Source organism: Limimaricola cinnabarinus (assembly GCF_047631075.1).
GTDB classification, from domain to species: domain Bacteria; phylum Pseudomonadota; class Alphaproteobacteria; order Rhodobacterales; family Rhodobacteraceae; genus Limimaricola; species Limimaricola cinnabarinus.
On the sequence record NZ_JBLHYX010000005.1, the window covers coordinates 32,715 to 49,264 of the forward strand.

General features: G+C 67.9%; 15 protein-coding genes. 11 read left to right on the top strand and 4 right to left on the bottom strand.

Going from position 1 to position 16,550, the window contains the following annotated elements; translation table 11 throughout:
* Nucleotides 1-154: 154 nt before the first annotated feature.
* From rpoD to ribD, 7 genes are all read left to right on the top strand, one after another.
* Nucleotides 155-2,146 (top strand): RNA polymerase sigma factor RpoD, encoded by a 1,992-nt coding sequence (gene rpoD / locus ACJASC_RS05610; RefSeq protein WP_415144267.1) that lies wholly within the window; start codon nt 155-157, stop codon nt 2,144-2,146.
* Entirely contained in the window at nt 2,146-2,535 is a 390-nt protein-coding gene (locus ACJASC_RS05615) for a hypothetical protein (RefSeq protein ID WP_021692225.1), read from the top strand. The genes rpoD and ACJASC_RS05615 overlap by 1 nt, the downstream gene beginning before the upstream one ends.
* A 133-nt stretch (nt 2,536-2,668) precedes the next feature.
* Entirely contained in the window at nt 2,669-4,216 is a 1,548-nt protein-coding gene (locus tag ACJASC_RS05620) for a DNA recombination protein RmuC (RefSeq protein ID WP_021692224.1), read from the top strand.
* Nucleotides 4,217-4,345: 129 nt separating this feature from the next.
* Nucleotides 4,346-4,591, top strand: coding sequence for a hypothetical protein (locus ACJASC_RS05625; protein ID WP_021692223.1), 246 nt, complete (start codon nt 4,346-4,348; stop codon nt 4,589-4,591).
* 3 nt (nt 4,592-4,594) lie between these two features.
* Nucleotides 4,595-5,011, top strand: a complete 417-nt coding sequence (locus tag ACJASC_RS05630; protein WP_415144492.1) for a secondary thiamine-phosphate synthase enzyme YjbQ — start codon at nt 4,595-4,597, stop codon at nt 5,009-5,011.
* A 116-nt stretch (nt 5,012-5,127) separates the two neighbouring features.
* Nucleotides 5,128-5,592 carry a transcriptional regulator NrdR gene (gene nrdR, locus ACJASC_RS05635; RefSeq protein ID WP_021692221.1) on the top strand — a complete coding sequence of 155 codons (465 nt, stop codon included), beginning with the start codon at nt 5,128-5,130 and terminating at the stop codon, nt 5,590-5,592.
* Nucleotides 5,593-5,594: 2 nt separating this feature from the next.
* Entirely contained in the window at nt 5,595-6,680 is a 1,086-nt protein-coding gene (gene ribD, locus ACJASC_RS05640) for a bifunctional diaminohydroxyphosphoribosylaminopyrimidine deaminase/5-amino-6-(5-phosphoribosylamino)uracil reductase RibD (protein WP_415144270.1), read from the top strand.
* A gap of 7 nt (nt 6,681-6,687) precedes the next feature.
* Here the strand turns inward: ribD and ACJASC_RS05645 are convergent, their stop codons facing one another.
* The 3 genes from ACJASC_RS05645 to ACJASC_RS05655 form a co-directional block, all read right to left on the bottom strand.
* On the bottom strand, nt 6,688-8,625 hold the full coding sequence (locus ACJASC_RS05645) for a capsular polysaccharide biosynthesis protein (protein WP_415144272.1): 1,938 nt from the start codon (nt 8,623-8,625) through the stop codon (nt 6,688-6,690).
* 62 nt (nt 8,626-8,687) lie between these two features.
* Nucleotides 8,688-9,821, bottom strand: a complete 1,134-nt coding sequence (locus tag ACJASC_RS05650; RefSeq protein ID WP_462806364.1) for a polysaccharide biosynthesis/export family protein — start codon at nt 9,819-9,821, stop codon at nt 8,688-8,690.
* 211 nt (nt 9,822-10,032) lie between these two features.
* Nucleotides 10,033-11,319, bottom strand: coding sequence for a capsule biosynthesis protein (locus tag ACJASC_RS05655; RefSeq protein WP_415144274.1), 1,287 nt, complete (start codon nt 11,317-11,319; stop codon nt 10,033-10,035).
* Between the two features lie 147 nt (nt 11,320-11,466).
* Here ACJASC_RS05655 and ACJASC_RS05660 point away from each other — a divergent pair, with 147 nt between their 5' ends.
* The gene (locus ACJASC_RS05660; RefSeq protein WP_021692215.1) at nt 11,467-12,072 is read left to right on the top strand and encodes a riboflavin synthase; all 606 of its coding nucleotides are present in this window, start codon (nt 11,467-11,469) and stop codon (nt 12,070-12,072) included.
* Nucleotides 12,073-12,150: 78 nt separating this feature from the next.
* Here ACJASC_RS05660 and ACJASC_RS05665 read toward each other — a convergent pair whose 3' ends face one another.
* On the bottom strand, nt 12,151-12,852 hold the full coding sequence (locus ACJASC_RS05665; RefSeq protein WP_415144275.1) for a glutathione S-transferase family protein: 702 nt from the start codon (nt 12,850-12,852) through the stop codon (nt 12,151-12,153).
* Nucleotides 12,853-13,030: 178 nt separating this feature from the next.
* Here ACJASC_RS05665 and rpiA point away from each other — a divergent pair, with 178 nt between their 5' ends.
* The 3 genes from rpiA (at nt 13,031) to hflK (ending at nt 16,549) form a co-directional block, all read left to right on the top strand.
* The gene (rpiA, locus tag ACJASC_RS05670) at nt 13,031-13,816 is read left to right on the top strand and encodes a ribose-5-phosphate isomerase RpiA (RefSeq protein ID WP_415144277.1); all 786 of its coding nucleotides are present in this window, start codon (nt 13,031-13,033) and stop codon (nt 13,814-13,816) included.
* A 13-nt stretch (nt 13,817-13,829) separates the two neighbouring features.
* Nucleotides 13,830-15,272: an FAD-dependent oxidoreductase gene (locus tag ACJASC_RS05675; protein ID WP_415144279.1), complete on the top strand. Its 1,443-nt coding sequence runs from the start codon at nt 13,830-13,832 to the stop codon at nt 15,270-15,272.
* 80 nt (nt 15,273-15,352) lie between these two features.
* Nucleotides 15,353-16,549, top strand: a complete 1,197-nt coding sequence (gene hflK / locus ACJASC_RS05680) for an FtsH protease activity modulator HflK (RefSeq protein ID WP_021692211.1) — start codon at nt 15,353-15,355, stop codon at nt 16,547-16,549.
* Nucleotide 16,550 lies beyond the last annotated feature (1 nt).

Genomic DNA, 16,550 nt, shown 5'->3' on the forward strand with positions numbered 1-16,550 from the left:
CGCGGCCCGTCGCACCGATTCGGCGATGGTTGTTGCGAATGCATGAAAGAATCGGGCGCGGGGAGGTTGCGAATCGCCGCCCTTGCGGGTTGATTCGGGCAGTCCGAATCACTGCCCGCGCTGGACAGGACGTTCACCGAACGAGGAGCCCTTCATGGCCGCGAAAGACACCGACGACCGCAAGGACGACGACCAGGACGGGGCGATGACGCTCGACATGAGCCAGGCGGCGGTCAAGAAGATGATCTCCGAAGCGCGCGAGCGCGGCTACATCACCTATGACCAGCTCAATCAGGTCCTGCCCCCCGATCAGGTCTCCTCGGACCAGATCGAGGATGTCATGTCGATGCTCTCGGAGATGGGCATTCAGGTGACCGAGGCCGAGGAAAGCGAAGAGGCCGATGACGGCGGCTCGCGCGAGGTCGCCACGGTGGGCGGCAACCGCGACGTCACGCTGGCGGGGGCCGAGGCCGAAAAGCTCGACCGCACCGATGACCCGGTGCGCATGTATCTGCGCGAGATGGGTTCGGTCGAATTGCTGTCACGCGAAGGCGAGATCGCTATCGCCAAGCGCATCGAGGCTGGTCGCAATACGATGATCGCGGGCCTGTGCGAAAGCCCGCTCACCTTTCAGGCGATCACGATCTGGCGCGACGAGCTTCTGTCCGAGGACATCCTGCTGCGCGACGTGATCGATCTCGAGACCACCTTCTCGGGCCAGCTTGGCGAGGAAGAGGGCGACGAGCCGGTGGTCGAGTCTGGCGCCGCGCAGCCCGCCTCCGGAGGCGAACGCTCCGAGGGCCGCTCCGAACTCGACGCCGACGGCAATCCGATCAGCAACAACGACGATGACGACGAGGACGACGAGCAGCACAACATGTCGCTCGCCGCGATGGAGGCCGCGCTCAAGCCGCGCGTGCTCGAGACGCTCGATACCATCGCCGAGAACTTCTCGCGCCTGTCGGACATGCAGGACGCGCGCATGTCGGCGACGCTGAACGAGGATTCGACTTTCTCGAACGCCAACGAGGTCGAGTATCAGACGCTGCGCTCGGAGCTGGTGGTGCTGGTCAACTCGCTGCACCTGCACAATAACCGCATCGACGCGCTGATCGACCAGCTCTACGGCATCAACCGTCGAATCATGTCGATCGACTCGAGCATGGTGAAGCTCGCCGATCAGGCCCGCATCAACCGCCGTGAGTTCATCGACGAGTATCGCGGCGCCGAACTCGATCCCACCTGGATGGAGCGGATGGCCGAAAAGCCGGGCCGCGGCTGGCAGGCGCTGTTCGAGCGTTCGGCCGGCAAGATCGAGGAGCTGCGCTCCGAGATGGCGCAGGTCGGTCAGTATGTCGGCGTCGATATCGGCGAATTCCGCCGCATCGTCCAGCAGGTCCAGAAGGGCGAAAAGGAGGCCCGTCAGGCCAAGAAGGAGATGGTCGAGGCCAACCTGCGTCTCGTGATCTCGATCGCCAAGAAATACACCAACCGCGGCTTGCAGTTCCTCGACCTCATCCAAGAAGGCAACATCGGCCTGATGAAGGCGGTGGACAAGTTCGAGTATCGCCGCGGCTACAAGTTCTCGACCTATGCGACGTGGTGGATCCGTCAGGCGATCACCCGCTCGATTGCCGATCAGGCCCGCACCATCCGGATCCCGGTGCATATGATCGAGACGATCAACAAGCTGGTGCGCACCGGTCGCCAGATGCTGCACGAGATCGGCCGCGAGCCGACGCCGGAGGAGCTGGCCGAGAAGCTGCAGATGCCGCTCGAGAAGGTCCGCAAGGTGATGAAGATCGCCAAGGAGCCGATCAGCCTTGAGACGCCGATCGGCGACGAGGAGGACAGCCAGCTCGGTGACTTCATCGAGGACAAGAACGCGATCCTGCCGTTGGATTCGGCCATTCAGGAGAACCTGAAGGAGACCACGACGCGGGTGCTTGCTTCGCTCACCCCGCGCGAGGAGCGGGTGCTGCGGATGCGCTTCGGCATCGGCATGAACACCGACCACACCCTCGAAGAGGTCGGCCAGCAGTTCTCGGTGACGCGCGAGCGGATCCGTCAGATCGAGGCCAAGGCGCTGCGCAAACTCAAGCATCCGAGCCGGAGCCGCAAGCTTCGCAGCTTCCTCGACCAGTGATGGCGCATCGCAAGATCACGCAACTCACCCGGCAGCGCGCTTTCGCGACGATCAAGGTCGTCGCGGAGGCCATGCTCGCCGGTGAAAAAGCGATCACTTATTCCGAACTGGCCAATCGGCTTGGTATGTCCAAAGTCAACGGGCAGGGCCTCGCCAGCTACCTCAATGAGGCGGCGGCAATCTGTGCCGAGCACAAGCTGCCAAACGTCTCCTGCGTCGTGGTCAGCAAGGACAGCTTCGAGCGCGGCGCGCCGATGCCCTCCGAAGGCTCCTTCAGTGACAACCACTACGCCGCCTCGGGGCTGACGCGCGAGGATGTGCCCGCCGAACAGGAGCGTGTGCGCCAGTACGACTGGCGGTCGCTGCCGACCCTCGATCTCGACGACTGACCGCACCGGCGCGCTTGGGCCATGAGGGACCGGTGGCGCGCCGTCGGTCCCGATCGGCCGGGCGCTTCAACGCCGGGTTGACGGATCAAGGTCGAACCGTGAACATCGGCGCAGTTCCAGCCAGGATGTTCCCATGCCCACCGATCCCCTCATGCTCGTTTCCCTTGGCGCGGCCCTTGTCTTGCTCCTTGCCCTCGTCGCGGCCCTCACCGGGCTCAGGGCCGCGCGTGCGGCCCTTGCCGCCTTGCGCGCCGATCTCGACGCCGGGCGGCGCGAGGTCGAGGATCTGCGCGGCAGTGCCGGGGCCGAGCGCACGCGGCTCGAAGAGCGCGAGCGACAGCTTTCGGCGCTCAAGGAAGAGCTGACAGCGGCCCGCAAGGCCCAGTTCGAAAGCGATGCGGCGCATGGCGAAACTCGGTCGGCCAAGGCGGCGCTCGAGGAGGCCAGGCGCGGCCTGGAGCAGACGCGCAACGACCTGAAGGGGCAGCTCTTGAGCCTCACCGCCGAGATGCGCGAGTTGCAGGAGCGTCATGCGCAGCTGCAATCCGACCACGCCACGCTTCAGGCCCGCAGCGCGGGCGAGATCGAGGCCGCCGAGACGCGCATCTCCGAGCTGAAGGAGTTGCGCGAGGAGATGTCGCGCCGCTTCGAGGAACTGGCGACCAAGACCCTGCGCCAAACCGGCGAGGATTTCTCCAAGGCCAACACCCGGACGCTCACCGAGCTTCTGACGCCGTTCCGCGACCACGTCTCGCGCTTCGAGACGGAGTTGCGGCAGGTGCATGGCAAGGCCGACGAGGAGCGCGCGCGCCTCGGCAAGCAGATCGAGATGCTGACGGTCCAATCCGAAACGATCCGCTCGGAAGCCGCGGCGCTCACCCGCGCGCTCAAGGGCGACAAGCAAAAGCAGGGCGCTTGGGGCGAGATGATCCTCGAACGCATCCTCGAAAGCTCCGGACTGGAGCGCGGCACGCATTACACCGTGCAAGAAAGCCGCACCGACGAAGACGGGGCGCGCTGGCGGCCCGACGTGGTCGTCAGGATGCCGCGCGGCAAGAGCCTCGTGGTCGACAGCAAGGTGAGCCTGATCGCCTATGAGGCGGCGGTGAACGCCGAGACCGAAGACGAGCGCAAACGCCACCTGCGCGAGCACGTCGCCTCGGTGCGCCGTCACATCGACCAGCTCGCCGCCAAAGGCTACTATGCGATGCAGGACGGCTCTGTCGATTATGTGCTGATGTTCATGCCGATCGAGGGCGCGCTCTCGGCGGCGCTGTCGGAGACGGGCGACCTGACCGCCTATGCGGTATCCAAAGGCGTGGGCGTTATGACCCCCACGACGCTGATGGTGACGCTGCGCACCGTCGATCACATCTGGACCGTCGAGCGACGCGAGAGCAACGCCGAGGACATCGCCAAGCGCGCGGGGCTGCTCTACGACAAGGTCGCGGGTTTTGTCGGCAACATGGAACAGGTGGGCCGCGCGCTCGGGCAGGCCAGCCGCGCGCATGAGGATGCGATGGGGCAGCTTTCCTCGGGGCGTGGCAACGTGCTGGGCCAGATCGAAAAGCTCAAATCCATGGGCGCGCGTACCCAAAAGAACCTTGGGGTGGAATTCGACGAGGCCGGGGACGATGCCCCCGAGCCGCTTTCCCTCGATGCGCGAGAGCCTGCCGAATGAGCGTGGGCAGCACATGCAAGGCGTGAGTGTTGCCACACCGCCACTGGTCTTGCGGCTCGCGTAAACTATTCGGAAACCTTCTCCGTGCTCCGGTGTTTGTCATGCAGGATCGAGACGGGAGACACCGCCATGAAAAAGCCGATTGCCATCGCCCTCGCAGCTGCCCTCACCATGCCGCTCATGGGCATCGCCCCGATCCTGTCCACGGCCGCGGGCTTTGCGGACGTGACCGAACCCGCCGCGCGCTATGACCTTGATGGTGCGATCGACATCCCTGTGTCGGCGGCCGAACTCGACGAATGCCGCGCCACGCTGGAGCAGGTCTTTGTCGGAACCGGCGGCAACCCTTCCGTGCGTTGCGTCATTGCAGGCTGATCCCTGCACGCAAGCTTTGAGATCGACACGCATGGCCCGGGTCTGACCGAATTCACGGACCGGATCACCCGCTGGGTTCGAGAAGCAGCGTCGGACGAGGCGCTCCTTACCCTCTTTGTGCGCCATACTTCCTGTTCGCTTCTCATTCAGGAGAACGCCGATCCGGAGGTTCAGACCGATCTTGCGGCGTATATCAACAGGCTGGTCCCGCCGTCGAACGATCCATCCATGGCCTATCTCACACATACCTACGAAGGGCCGGATGACATGCCCGGCCATATCAAGGCAGCCTTGATGCCGACTTCGTTGCAGATCCCGGTGATCCACGGGCGCATGATGCTCGGCACGTGGCAGGGGATCTATCTTTTCGAGCATCGCACCCGCCCGCATCGACGCGAGGTGGTCGGCCTGCTGCGCTGAGGCCGCCCGCGCTATCTGGTGTGTCCGCTGCGACCCCTACCCAATTCTTGGGCATCCTCCTATACTGGCGGTGGAATGCGGGCACTGGCCCCCCAAGAGACGTGACGAGGATCCGGATGCGCTGCCCGTTTTGTGGAAATGTCGATACGCAGGTCAAGGATTCCCGCCCGGCCGAGGACCATGCCGCCATCCGCCGCAGGCGGTTCTGCCCCTCGTGCAGCGGACGTTTCACCACCTATGAGCGGGTGCAGCTGCGCGACCTTGTGGTGATCAAGACCAATGGGCGGCGCGAGGAGTTCGACCGCGACAAGCTCGAACGCTCGATCCGCATCGCGCTGCAAAAGCGCCCGGTGGAGCCCGAGCGCATGGACCAGATGATCTCGGGCATCGTCCGGCGGCTCGAAAGCATGGGCGACACCGATATCCCGTCCTCGAAGATCGGCGAGATCGTGATGGAGTCGCTCGCGCGGATCGATACCGTGGCCTATGTGCGTTTTGCCAGCGTCTACATGAACTTTCAGGCCGTTGGCGATTTCGATCGCTTCATGTCCCAGCTTCGTCCCACACCGGCCAGCAAGTGAGCATGGCGCGGGACCGGCGCTTCATGGCGCTGGCGCTGTCGCTCGGGCGGCGCGGGCTGGGTCGGGTCTGGCCCAACCCCAATGTCGGTTGCGTCATCGTAGCTCAAGGCCGGATCATCGGGCGCGGTCGCACCGCCGATGGGGGCAGGCCACATGCCGAAACGCAGGCACTGGCGCAGGCGGGCATTCAGGCGCGCGGGGCCACGGCCTATGTCACGTTGGAGCCTTGCGCGCATCACGGTCGGACGCCGCCCTGTGCCGAGGCGCTGGTGGCCGCAGGCGTGGCACGGGTGGTCGTGGCGGCGCACGACCCCGATCCGCGTGTGGCGGGCCGCGGCATCGCGCGGCTGCGTGCGGCGGGGATCACGGTCGAGACGGGGCTGATGGTGGACGAGGCCCGGCGCGACCTATCAGGGTTCCTGAGCCGGATCGAACGGGGCCGCCCCTTCGTCACGCTCAAGCTCGCGGCCAGCCTCGACGGGCGCATCGCCACCGGCACCGGCGAAAGCCGCTGGATCACCGGGCCGCAGGCGCGGGCGCGGGTGCACATGATGCGGGCGCGGCACGATGCGGTCATGGTCGGCGGCGGCACGGCGCGGGCCGATGACCCGATGCTCACCGTGCGCGGGCTTGGCATTGATCGTCAGCCGGTACGGGTGGTGGTGTCGCGCAGGCTGGATTTGCCGCTGGACGGCGCGCTTGCGCGCAGTGCCGCGACCGTTCCGCTTTGGCTGTGTCACGAGACGTCGGTCGATGCGGCACCCTGGACGGCGCAGAGCGCGGTCAGCCTGCCTTGCGCGCTGGCGAACGGGCAGGTCGATGTCGGCGCAGCTCTCGCGGCCCTCGGCGAGGCGGGGCTGACGCGGGTGTTCTGCGAAGGCGGCGCCGCGCTGGCGGCCTCGCTGCTCGCTGCGGATCTCGTGGACGAGCTTGCGCTGTTCACCGCCGGCTGCGCGATCGGGGCCGAAGGCACGCCCGCGCTCGCCGCAATGGGGAACGACCGATTGGGTGATGCGCCGCGTCTGGAACTGGCGGCGCACGAGCGGGTCGGGGCGGATCTGATGAGCCTTTGGCGCAGACCCGGCTGACGCGCCTTCAGCGCCGCCAGAGCGGCGCGGCCGAGGCGAACGCGCCCTGCAGCTTGGCCAGCGCGCGCAGCCCCGGCCGGTGCGCGGTGATGCCGGCGGACAACCTGTCGAGCACCAGCTCCGGCGGGCAGGGGCGTCCGGTCAGCGGATCGAAATAGCGCGGCCAGCCGATCAGCGCCGCATGGGCGAGACCCATGAGATCCGGGCGTGCCCGGCGGCGCGGACAGGGTGGTCCGAGGTCGCGGGTCAGGCCCCAGCCTGCATAGAACGGCGTGCCGAGGCAGGTCACGGGTCGCCCGCGCAACAGCGCCTCGAAGCCGATGCCCGAGGCCATGGTCCAGACCTCGTCCACCGCGCCGAGCGCCTCCAGCGCGTCCACGCGGGCAAGGACCGCATCGGCATGGCGCGATGCGTCTGGTACTGCGCCGGGCCGCAGCCCCGCCTCGATGTCGGGGTGCGGCTTGTAGAGGATCACCGCGTCGGGATTGGCCGCGCGCACTGCCCTGAGCAGGCCGAGATTGCTGCGCACTGGACCCGCGCCCAGCCGGATGGAGGCGTCGTCCTCGACCTGACCCGGCACGAGGATGCGATGACCGGTCGGCAAGTCGGGCAGCGCGGCGCCCGCAAGGTTGTATTTTGACAGCCCCGCCGCGCGCAGTCGCGTTACCAGCCGTTCCGCGCGCCGTCGGTCGGCGTCGGACAGGCCCTCCGAGGCCGCGATGAGCCGTTCCATCCGACTTTCGTGCGAGGGATCGTAATGCAGGCCGAGATCGTCAAGCCCGAGGCTCGCGGGGGGCACCAAGGCCGCGCCCAACCCGCGCGAACGCAGGAACCCGTCCTCGACCCGCACGGCGCCCCGGGGCGCGGCGCGGTCGCCCCAAAGCATGAGGCGGCGTCCCTGCCGGGTCGCCAGATCGGCGGCCCGCTCGGGGGGATCGACGAAGCGAACCGCCCGCACCGTGCCAAAGCCGCGCTGCAAGTGGCGCCGCTTCCATAGCCGCATGCCGCTGGCGACCCAGCCGGCCCGGTCCTCGCGCCACGCGCGGGTCTCGGCCTCGAAGCTGTCGAGCGCGCGCTCGAAGTCGCAGGCGCGGTCCATGTGCGGGTCGTGCCAATGCGGATAAAGGATCATCGCGGTGGCGAAGATCTGCGCGCGGGTCAGCTGCCGCTGCCGTCGATCCACCGGGGCGCGGTCCTCGGTCAGGCCCCAGCCCGTATAGAAGGGCTGACCGTGGATCACCGGGCGATGGCCCGCAAGGATCGCCTCGAACCCCATCTGCGAGGAAAAGGCATGCACCGCGATGGCCCCTTCCAGAAGCTGCCATGGTGAGACCGGGGCGTCGCAAAAGCAGATGCCGGGGCCAAGATCGGTTTCGCGGAAATGGCCCGCGCGATAGCCCTGCTGGCTCTCGGGGTGGGTCTTGATGACGATCCGCGCCCCGGGATGCGCCTCGCGCGCCTCGAACAGCATTTCCAGAAAGCTGTTGCGATCGCCCCGGCTCGCGCGGACCGCCGCGTCCCCCGCGGTCTGGTCGATCACCAGCACATAGCCTGGATCGGGCAGGGGGGCCTCGGGATCGAAGCCGGAATATTTGGAAAGCTCCGCCGCGCGCAGGCGCGCCATGCCGTCGCGCGCCCGATCGAGAAGAGCCGTATCGTCGAGCGGATGCGTTGCGAGAAGGGTTTCGAGATCGCTGGCCTGTGCGGGGTCGAAATGCGCGCCCGCGTGATCGATCAGCAGGCCCAGCGGCGGCGCCCCGGCACGACCGGGACGGATCGAGCGCAGGAATGCGTCCTCGATCCGCACGACCCGCGCGCCGCGCCGCGCCGCGATGGCGGAGCCGCGCCACGCCGTCGGGCTCGCGCCCCAGACAGCGACGAGATCGCCCGGCCCGGGCAGGCCGCTGCGCACCGCATAGCCCGCCCCGCGCAGGCGCGCCCGCATCGGTCGCGTCAAGAGACCGCCATTGTAGACGTAGAGGCAGCGCGGAGTCCGGGCCGCCAAGCTCAGCGCACGGCGTCTGTGGCGTTGCGCGTCGCCGTCAGCGTGCCGGTCAGTCCACCGATCACCCGGCCGAACTCGACGATCGGGGCCTCGGTGACATAGACCGTGTCGTCGCCGCGGATTGCGAAGTCGCGGGCCATGAACATGCCGTTGGGACGGGTAAGATCGAGTACGTAGACCAGACGTTGCGTACCGACTAGATCGGGAATGCCGGTGATCTGCCCGGCGATCACGGCCGGTTCGTTGCGGAACACGAAGACGCCGGTGGGATCGGCCAGCTGCGGGTTCAGGCCGCCCACGCGCGCGATCGCCTCGATGGCCGAGATGTTGCGGCTCTCGAAGGGTACGAGATCCTGCGTGCCGGTGGCCCCCAGCGCGGTGAAGTCGCGGGTGTCGGCCTCGACGAGGATGCGGTCGCCCGCGCGCAGCGCCACATCGGCGCGCGGCTGCTCGAACAGGTCCTGGAACCAGATCTCGCCCGAGGTGCCGCCACGCGTCAGCGTGACCTGCGCCAGTTCGGGACGCACGGTGACCCCGCCCGCCGCCGCCAGCATCGACGAGAGCGTGCGGGTGGGCCGCTCGATCGGATAGACGCCCTGCGCGCCGACATCGCCCACCACGGAGACGGTCGAGCCGTCACCCGCGAGACGGCGCACCTGCACCTGCGGGTCGGGGGTCTGTGCCTCGAGTTTCTCACTGATGATCCGGCGGATCGTCTCGGGCGAATTGCCCGCCGCCCGGATGCGGCCCGCATAGGGAACGAAAACGAAGCCCGACCCGTCGACCTGCACCTCTTCGAGCACGGTGGCGTTCTGACCCGTCGGCACCAGCAGGCCGTCGTCGACATTCTCCCAGATCGTCAGCCCCAGCACGTCGCCTGGCTGGATCGTGTCCGAGCCGAGCAGGCCCGCGTTCTCGAATGTGGCGGCAAAGCCCAGCGCCGGTGTGACGCCCGCGGTGCGGTTCACCCGGTCATCCACCTCCACGACGAAGGCGTCGCCTTGCCGGAGCACCGAGCCTGCAAAGATCTCACGCTTGTTGGGGCCGGAGCGTGGGGTGAGCCCGCAGCCGGCGACGAGGGCGATCACGGCCATGAGGGCCGCACCGCGTGCGAGGCGGTGGGAGAGGTGTGTCACTGCGTGGTCTCCTCGACCTGTTCCTGTCTGCCTGCGGCCCCGATGCGGGGCCGGTCTGCCTGCGGCCCGTGGGATCGGGCCGGCCTTTGTTGGTCTTGGGCAGAGTCTGCCCGTTGCGGGCAAGGCTAGCGCGCGGGGGGGCGGCTGACCAGTTGCCACGCGCCGGAGCGGAGACGGCGGAAGGCGCGGTGTGGCTTGCGGGCCGCGCCGGTCAGGGCAGGGCGCGCAGCGGTTGCCGCGGTGCGACCCGGCCCGCACGCAGCGCGTCGTAAGGGTCCTCGGCGGCGAGCATCATGTCGGCCACCTGCCGGAGCAGCCGCCTGCGGCCCGCCGAGGAGTAGAACCCGCCCGAGACCTGGCTCGTCTCGAGCAGGAAGCGGCGGTAGACGCGATAGGCGCGCCGGTCCGGGCGCACCGGCGCCGCGAAGAATTCGGGCAGCGGCTGGGTCGAGGCGAGGTCGGGCTTGGAATAGACCGCGCGGCCGAAGGCCTTGAGCGGGATGCCGCGCCACAGCACCTGCTGAGCGGCGGTGGAGTTGACCGTGACGGCAGTACGCGCCGCGTCCAGAAGCCGCGCCAGCTTGCCGCCGCGCAGGTAATGCACCCGCCCCTCGACGCCATGCGCGCGCGCCAAATTGCGGATGATCCGCTTGAGCGGGGCCTGCCCGTTCTCCAGCGGATGCGCCTTGAATACGAGGTGATGATGACGCGGCGCGCCCTTGGCAAAGCCGTCGATCACCAGCTCGAGAAACTCGGACATCCGGGTGAAGGGCGAATGGGCCCGAAAGCTGGCATCGTGTTCGAGCTGCAGGAGCGCGAGATGGTAGGGATAGCCGCCCTGCCGGATCTGCGCCGTCGCCACGATCCGGTCGAGCGCGAGGAAGGGCATCAGCAAAAGCCGCGTGGTGTAGAGCCGTGCCTCGGTCGAGAGCGGCAGCGCCCGGTGCGCCCGAAAGCCGCTATAGGCGCGGTTTCGAAACAGCACGAACCAGTGATAGAGCGCGCCATAGAACACGTGCTGGCGCATGTCGCCCCAATGCGCAGGGGCCTCGGTGATCTCGGGATCGGAGCGCTCCAGCGCCATGCGCATCTCGTCGATGCCGATCTCCATGAGCCGCGAATGGCCGTTGGTGCCGCCGCGCTCATAGGTGACCCACCACGGACGCAGATAGCCCTCTTCGAAGACATGCACGCAAAGCCCGCGTGCGCGCGCCGCCACGACCGCCGCGGCGTGCACCGGACGGGTGTCGCCATAGAGCACGATATCGGTGATGCCGTGTTCCTCGATCAGCCCCTCGAAAGCTCCGGCCCAGCCGTCGAGAGAGCCGCGATAGGGGATATAGCTCGACCGGTCATGCCAGAAGGCCGCATCGCCCGCGTTGAAGCCGACGCGCCAAGTGCGTGCCCCGGCGGCGCGAAGCATCTTTGCCAGCCGGTGAAAGAAGGGCCCGTGCGGGCCCTGCAGGAACAGGAAGCAACGTTGTGCGGGATCGGTCATGATGCGGGCCATTCTGACGGACGATCCCTTTCTTTTCGCAAAGACGTCGGACCCTTTTATGGCGGCCCGGTGGCATGGGGAAGGGCATGCTATTGTGTGGCGCGCCTCGCGTCTCTAGGTCTTGGCGGACCAGACAGGAGCGCGCCCATGTTCACAGGCATCATCACCGACGTCGGAGAGGTTCTCGCGGTGGAGCAGGAGGGCGACCTGCGCGCCCGCATCGCCACCGCCTTCGATCCCGACGGCATCGACATCGGCGCCTCGATCGCTTGCGATGGCGTCTGCCTCACCGTCGTGGCGCTGGGCCGCGAGCCCCGCAACTGGTTCGACGTGCAGATCTCGGCCGAGACGGTCGGTCTCACCAATATCGGCCGCAATGGCTGGCGCCCCGGCAAGCGTCTCAACCTCGAGCGCGCCCTCAAGGTCGGCGACGAGCTGGGCGGGCATATCGTTTCGGGGCATGTCGACGGCGTGGCCGAAGTGGTCTCGACCCGAGACGAGGGCGACAGCCTGCGGGTGCGCCTGCGCGCGCCGGACGCGCTGGCAAAGTTCATCGCGCCCAAGGGGTCGGTGGCGCTCAACGGCACCTCGCTCACCGTGAACGAGGTCGAGGGCGCGGAGTTCGGCGTGAACCTGATCCCGCACACCCGCGAGGTGACGAATTGGGGCGAGATCGCCCAAGGGCAGTTCATCAACCTCGAGATCGACACCATGGCGCGCTATGTCGCCCGGCTGCGCGACTGGGACGCCTGATCTCGAACCCGCCCACGATGTCGGTTCGGATCGCGTGCCCTGCGGGAGGCCGTATTTCCGCGCTTCGCAGGGGGCGCGTTACCTTGCGGAGCCTTCCGGGGGCTGCGGCGGGCGCGGGGCGGTGAAGGGGTGCGATCCCAGCCCCTCGGCCCCGATCGCCGCCTCGACCGAGGCTCGCGTTTCGAACCGATCCAGCGCTCCGCGCAGTTCGGGCCAGCGACCGAGGTCGAACCAGCCGGTGCCGCTTTCGGGGTAGAGAGCACACCAGCGCAGCATCGGCGCGAGGTAGCAGTCGAGCGCGGAGGGCTGCGCGGCCCCGAGCCAGCCGCCAAGGCCGGGGGCCGCCGCCTCCAACCGGTCGAGCATGGCAATCGTCCGCTGCGCCGTGCGTTCGTGCAGCGCGAAGACCATTTCGGGCGCGATATGCTCGCCGCCATAAAACAGCATCCGCAAGGCGGGGTGCAGCGTGTTCGACAGCCAGAACAGCCAGGCCAACGTCATGCCACGCTCGGGCGCGCCGGTCGCGGGCATCAGCGCCGCGCGGTCGCGGTGCCGGTCCGAGAGCCACAGCAGGATCGCCGCCGTTTCGAAGATCGGCCCTTCGGGGGTTTCGAGCACCGGGATCATGCCATGCGGATTGAGCGCGAGATAGGCCGGGGCCTGCTGCGCCCTGACGCGCCGGTCCACCAGGACGGCGTCATAGCTGAGCCCAAGCTCCTCGAGCGCGAGCCGGACGCAGAGCGAGGCGTTGTCGGGGGCATAATGCAGCCGCAGGGTCATCGGGTCCTTCCTCGAAAAGCGGATCGCCGTTTTGGATGCCACCACCCCGGCGCGGGTCATGCAAGAGGGAACGCAGGGGCGCAGGGGTCGATTGCCCCTCGCGGCCCGTCGGCATCTTTCCTATAACCGGGCCCATAGCCGGGCCCACGAACGGGCAGGACCCGCGAGGAGGCGCAGCATGGCCAGAGCATTGTCACCTGTCGAAAAGGCGAAGTTCGTCGCCGCCAAGCAGGCGAGCCGCCTTGTCGAAAGCGGCATGCGCGTGGGTCTCGGCACCGGATCGACCGCCGAGTGGCTGGTGCGCTGTCTGGGCGAGATGGTCCGCGACGAGGGGCTGCGCATCCGCGCCGTGCCGACTTCGCACCGCACCGCCGAGCTGGCGCGCGAGCTCGGGATCGAGGTCGTCACGCTGGAGGAGGCGGGCTGGCTTGACCTGACCATCGACGGCGCCGACGAGGTCGACAATGAGCTGAACCTGATCAAGGGCGGCGGTGCCGCGCTCTTGCACGAGAAGATCGTGGCGACCGCGTCCGACCGCATGGTCGTCATCGCCGATGCGACCAAGCGGGTCGAGACGCTGGGGGCCTTTCCCCTGCCGGTCGAGATCATTCCCTTTGGCTGGCAGGTGACCAAGGTGCTGGTCGAGGAGACGCTTGTGGGGCTCGACGTGCTGGGCCGCGAGGCGGCGCTTCGCATGAAGGACGGCGAGGCCGTGCGCACCGACGAGGGCAACCACATCCTCGATCTGCACCTCAACCGGATCGGCAACGCGCGCCAGCTCGGCCTCGCACTGAACCAGATCGCGGGCGTGGTCGAGAACGGTCTTTTCGTCGATATCTGCGACGCGCTGATCATCGGCCATGGCGACGGTCGGGTTGAAAACCTCGATCTGCATGGAGAGGTGGAGGAAACCCAGTTCGACTTCCTCGCCTCCGACAACATCTTCACAGACATTTCCGACTAGGACCGACCAACTTATGGCATTCGACTATGATCTCTTCGTGATCGGTGGCGGCTCTGGTGGAGTGCGCGCCGCGCGCACCGCCACCGCCACCGGAGCTTCCGTGGCGCTGGCCGAGGAGAGCCGCATGGGCGGCACCTGCGTGATCCGCGGCTGCGTGCCGAAGAAGCTCATGGTCTATGCTTCGGGCTATGGCGAGGTGCTCGACGAGGCGCGCGCCTATGGCTGGGAGATCGGCGAGGGCCGCTTCGACTGGCGCCCCTTCCGCCAGAAGCTGCATGCCGAGCTCGATCGGCTCGAGGCCGTCTATCGCCGCCTGCTCGACGGCTCGGGTGTGGAGATGTTCGACGCCCGCGCCCGGATCGCCGATCCGCATACGGTCGAGCTGTCCGACGGCACCCGCAAGACCGCCAAGCACATCCTCGTGGCGACGGGCGGGCGGCCGGTGCGGCCCGACATGACGAACGCGCATCTGGGCATGGTCTCGGACGACATCTTCGACCTGGAGACGCTGCCGAAGTCGATCCTGATCGTCGGCGGCGGCTACATCGCTTGCGAGTTCGCCTGCATCCTGCACGGGCTCGGTGTGAAGGTGACGCAATTCTACCGCGGCGCGCAGATCCTGCGCGGCTTTGACGACGAGGCGCGCGGCTTGATCGCGGATTCGATGCGCGAGCGCGGCATCGACCTGCATCTGGGCACCAACGTGGTCGAGATGTGCCCCGAGAGCGAGGCGGGCGATCCCGCGCGCCACGGCGGCACCGGCTCGGATGCGGCGGGTATCGACGGTGCGCCCGAGGCGGCGCGAGGCACCAAGGGCCCGGTCTGGGTCAAGGCCACCAATGGCGACGAGCGGGTCTATGACGCGGTGCTTTTCGCCACCGGCCGCAGGCCCAACACCGACGGCCTCGGGCTGGAGGAGGCAGGCGTGACCCTCGCGCGGGGTGGCGCCATCGAGGTCGACGAATACAGCCAGACCGGCTGCCCCTCGATCTATGCGATCGGAGACGTGACCGACCGGGTGAACCTGACGCCGGTGGCGATCCGCGAAGGCATGCAGTTCGTCGAGACGGTGTTCAAGGGCAACCCGACGCCGGTGGATCACGCGCTGATCCCGTCGGCGGTGTTCACCCAGCCCGAGCTCGGCACCATCGGCCTGACCGAGGAGGCGGCGCGCGAGATCGAGCCGGTCGAGGTCTATTGCGCCTCGTTCAAGCCGATGCAGTCCTCCTTTGCCGGATCGGCGGACCGGGTGCTGATGAAGCTCGTGGTGTCGATCGAGACGCGCAAGGTTCTGGGCTGTCACATCGTCGCACCCGAGGCGGGCGAGCTGATCCAGCTTGCGGGGATCGCGGTCAAGATGGGCGCGACCAAAGAGGATTTCGATCGCACGGTGGCCGTGCATCCGACCATGGCCGAGGAACTCGTCACCATGCGCGAGCCGGTGCGTCGTTCTTGAATACGAGGGCGTAGCCCACACATGCAAAGCGTGTCGGGTGAAACCGGCGCGGGGGAAACCAACAAGGGAACAGTGGCTTCATGGCTGGAAACAACGGCGGCCCCTGGGGCGGCGGCGGCGGTGGGCGCGGCCCCACCGGCGGTGGGGATGACGACAGACGGCCCGGCGGCCCGCAGCGGCCGCGCCGGCCCGGCGAGAGCCCGCAGATCGACGAGCTGATGAACAAGGGCCGCGAGCAGCTTCGCGTGCTGATGGGCGGCGGTGGCAATCGCGGCACCGGCTCCGGCGGCCCCGGTGGCCCGGGGTTCAAGATGTCGCGCGGCACCATCGGTCTCGTGGCGGTGGGCGCGCTGGTACTGTGGGGCGTGATGTCGTTCTATACAGTGCGGCCCGAAGAGCAGTCGGTCGAGCTGTTCTTGGGCTCCTATTCCTCCACCGGCAGCCCCGGTCTGAACTTCGCGCCATGGCCGCTGGTCACGCATGAGGTGGTCAACGTTACCTCCGAGCGGACCGAGAACATCGGCATCGGGCGCGACAATGACGGGCTCATGCTGACCACCGACGCCAACATCGTCGATATCGGCTTTCAGGTGGTCTGGAACGTATCGGACCCGGCCAAGTTCCTGTTCAACATCCGCGACCCGCAGCTCACCGTGCAAGCGGTGTCCGAATCCGTGATGCGTGAGATCATCGCCGCGTCGAACCTCGCGCCGATCCTCAACCGCGACCGGGGCCTCATCGCCGATACGGCGATGGAATCGATTCAAGCGACGCTCGACGCCTATGAGAGCGGCATCAGCGTCGTCCGGGTCAACCTCGACCGCGCCGACCCGCCCTCCGAGGTGATCGACGCGTTCCGCGACGTGCAGGCCGCTGAGCAGGAGCGCGACCGTCTGCAGCGTCAAGCCGACGCCTATGCCAACCGGGTGCTCGCCGAGGCCCGCGGTCAGGCCGCGCAGACCGTCGAGCAGGCCGAGGGCTACCGCGCCCAGACCATCAACGACGCGCTGGGTCAGGCGAGCCGCTTCTCGGCGGTGCAGGACGAATACGCGCAGGCGCCCGTGGTCACGCGTCGCCGCCTCTATCTCGAATCGATGGAGCGTGTGCTGGGCGACGTCGACAAGATGGTGCTCGATCCCTCCATCGCCAATGGCGGCCAGAACGGGGGCACGGGCATCGTGCCTTTCCTGCCGCTGAACGAGCTGGGCCGCCAGTCGGGCGGGCAGAACCAGCAGGGCGCGGCCGCCGCGCCCGCCACCGAAGGGCAGGGGAACTGAG